General features: G+C 35.2%; 2 protein-coding genes and 1 pseudogene. All 3 read left to right on the top strand.

What is annotated here, in order from left to right:
• Positions 1-486 (top strand): annotated as a pseudogene (locus ACIQZ6_RS12585) (ATP-dependent Clp protease ATP-binding subunit ClpX); the annotation flags it as partial.
• 48 nt (positions 487-534) lie between these two features.
• Positions 535-1,392: an AMP nucleosidase gene (locus tag ACIQZ6_RS12580; RefSeq protein ID WP_395811625.1), complete on the top strand. Its 858-nt coding sequence runs from the start codon at positions 535-537 to the stop codon at positions 1,390-1,392.
• 205 nt (positions 1,393-1,597) lie between these two features.
• Positions 1,598-2,959, top strand: coding sequence for a pyridoxal-phosphate dependent enzyme (locus ACIQZ6_RS12575; protein ID WP_395811623.1), 1,362 nt, complete (start codon positions 1,598-1,600; stop codon positions 2,957-2,959).
• The last annotated feature ends 152 nt before the right edge of the window (positions 2,960-3,111 follow it).

Genomic DNA, 3,111 nt, shown 5'->3' with positions numbered 1-3,111 from the left:
GAAAAGAAGATCGCAAACAGGCTTCGAACTCAAACAGTTGGATATAAGGTTGAAAAAGATGAATTTACGATTGACCTCAAAAACCTATACAAATACATTACTCCCCAGGATCTGAAGTCATTCGGGCTTATTCCTGAATTAATAGGAAGGCTTCCGGTTATTACTCACCTGAACCCATTGGATAGGGATACTTTATTAAGTATTTTAACTGAACCAAGGAATTCTTTAATCAAGCAATATAAAAAGTTGTTTGAATACGAAAACGTGAATCTTGATTTTGAAAAAGATGTCATGGAATTCATTGTAGATAAAGCAATGGAATTTAAGCTTGGAGCTAGAGGTTTAAGGTCTATTTGTGAAGCAATTATGATCGATGCAATGTATGAAACACCCTCTGGTAAAACAGGAAAAGAGTTGTATATCACACTCGATTATGCCAAAGATAAATTTGAAAAATCTGATCTAACAAAACTTAAAGTTGCATAAATGAGCCCCGATTTAATCGGGGTTTTTTGTAAGCTAAAAAAATGAATAATGAATAAGAAACAAGTAATTCAAGTAGAGGAAACAGCATCAGAAAAGAAGACCAATGAAGTTGAGACTCCCGTTAAATCAGGACTTAAAAATAAATCGGATATTGTTGATAATTGGCTGCCCCGCTATACGGGTCGGCCTTTAACCGAGTTCAGTAAATTTATTCTATTAACCAATTTTTCTAGGTACCTCAACCTGTTTTCTGAATGGCATGATCATGCGCCAATCATTGGATTAGATAAACCCATGCAGAGTGTCTCGGCTAATGGGATTACATTGATCAATTTTGGAATGGGTAGCCCCATGGCGGCAACGATGATGGATCTGTTGACTGCTATTCAGCCAAAGGCAGTTTTGTTTTTAGGAAAGTGTGGAGGGCTGAAAAAAAAGAATAAGATTGGTGATCTGATCCTACCAATAGCAGCGATAAGAGGTGAGGGAACGTCTAATGATTATCTTCCTGCAGAAGTTCCTGCATTACCAGCATTTGCTTTGCAAAAGGCAATCTCAACAACCATTCGCGATCATTCTCGTGATTATTGGACTGGAACTGTTTATACGACCAACCGCCGGGTTTGGGAGCATGATAAAAGTTTTAAAAAATATCTAAAAACGTTACGAGCAATGGCGGTTGATATGGAAACTGCAACAATTTTTACAACTGGATTTGCAAATAAAATCCCAACAGGAGCTTTATTATTGGTTTCAGACCAACCCATGATACCCGAGGGAGTGAAAACAGCTGAAAGCGATTCAAATGTTACTGAGCAGTATGTTGAAACACACCTGAGAATAGGTATCGACTCATTAAAACAATTAAAAAATAATGGCTTAACTGTAAAGCATTTGAAATTTTAATGATAATAACTTATTGAGTTTTATAGGATTGCTAAAATTTAAAATGACTCGATTTTTTACCCAATTTCCATTGGTAACTACTAGTTAAAATCTTGATTTTTAAAATATAATATCGTTTATTGGGTATATGCAATATAATAGTTGTATTTCTTTAGCTTTTAGCATTTAATCTATTGTTTCACGCTTTAATCCGTATTTTTGCATTATGTGGTATACTAATATTCTTGAAACCATAGGGAATACTCCTTTGGTTAAATTAAATAACATAACAAAAGATGTTAAAGGAACGGTTTTAGCAAAGATCGAAACAACTAATCCTGGTAACTCAATTAAAGATAGGATGGCTGTGAAAATGATTGAAGATGCAGAGCTTAGTGGTAAGCTTAAACCTGGAGGTACTATTATTGAAGGCACATCCGGAAATACAGGAATGGGTTTGGCGATGGCAGCAATAATAAAAGGCTATAAGTGTATTTTTACTACAACAGATAAACAATCTAAAGAAAAAGTGGATGCTTTACGTGCCTTTGGCGCAGAGGTTATTGTATGTCCTACAAATGTTGATCCTGAAGATCCCAGATCATATTATTCTGTTTCCTCAAGGCTTGAGCGTGAAGTCCCAAATTCATGGAAACCAAATCAATATGATAATCTGTCAAACTCTCTAGCCCATTATGAGCAGACTGGTCCAGAAATTTGGAAACAAACTGAAGGTAAAATCACCCATTTGGTAGTTGGGGTAGGTACCGGTGGAACTATCTCAGGTACTGGTAAATACCTTAAAGAACAAAATCCTGATATTAAAATATGGGGAATTGATACCTATGGCTCTGTATTTAAAAAGTATAAGGAAACAGGCATCATGGACAAAAATGAGATCTATCCTTACATTACAGAAGGAATAGGAGAAGACTTTCTGCCTAAAAATGTTGATTTTAATATAATTGATCGCTTCGAGAAGGTAACAGATAAAGATGCGGCATTGATGACCCGCGATATCGCCAGAAAAGAGGGGATTTTTGCTGGTAATTCTGCAGGATCGGCACTTGCCGGACTAATGCAGTTGAAAGATGAACTCAAGGAAAGTGATGTAGTTGTTATTATTTTTCATGACCATGGTTCTAGATACATGGGCAAAATGTATAATGAGGATTGGTTAAGGGAGCGTGGTTTTCTGGCTGATGAGAAACTAACTGCTAAATCAATCCTCGCAAAACGAGGCAGACAAGAAATTGTTACCATTGATTGTGAGCAGTCAGTTTTGCAGGCAATCAATACTATAAAATCATTGAATATTTCACAGATTCCAGTTACTCAAACAGGAATGATTGTGGGTAAAATAACCGAGAGTGATATATTGAATTCAGTATTAGAAAATCCATCACTTCGCTCTGGTAGTGTTAAGGATATCATGACTTCGTCTTTCCCTTTTGTAGATCTGAATACCACTATTGATAAGATTACTACCATAATTAATAAAGAAAATATGGCGGTTCTAGTTGAAGATCAAAATGGTAATATCGAAATTATCACTCAATATGATATTATTAATGCGATCTCTCTCTGATACTTTATTAGCCTAAATTTTCTTCATAAGCACAATAAAGTATAAAGCCAAAACCAGATAGCATTAATAAATGATAGATTAGAAATCCAAAATCCTTGAAATATAATTCGGCAATAACGGCTAGTAAAAAATAGATAAAAAGTAGAAATTCA

It is taken from the genome of Daejeonella sp., assembly GCF_044348475.1.
In the GTDB taxonomy this organism is placed as follows: domain Bacteria; phylum Bacteroidota; class Bacteroidia; order Sphingobacteriales; family Sphingobacteriaceae; genus Daejeonella.
The sequence above is the reverse complement of the archived record's forward strand: the minus strand, read 5'-3'. Positions and strand labels throughout refer to the sequence as shown.

What these genes read in the sequence shown, in the direction of transcription:
- ACIQZ6_RS12580 (WP_395811625.1), top strand. Translation starts at nt 535, where the DNA reads ATGAATAAGAAACAAGTAATTCAAGTAGAGGAAACAGCATCAGAAAAG.
- ACIQZ6_RS12575 (WP_395811623.1), top strand. Translation starts at nt 1,598, where the DNA reads ATGTGGTATACTAATATTCTTGAAACCATAGGGAATACTCCTTTGGTT.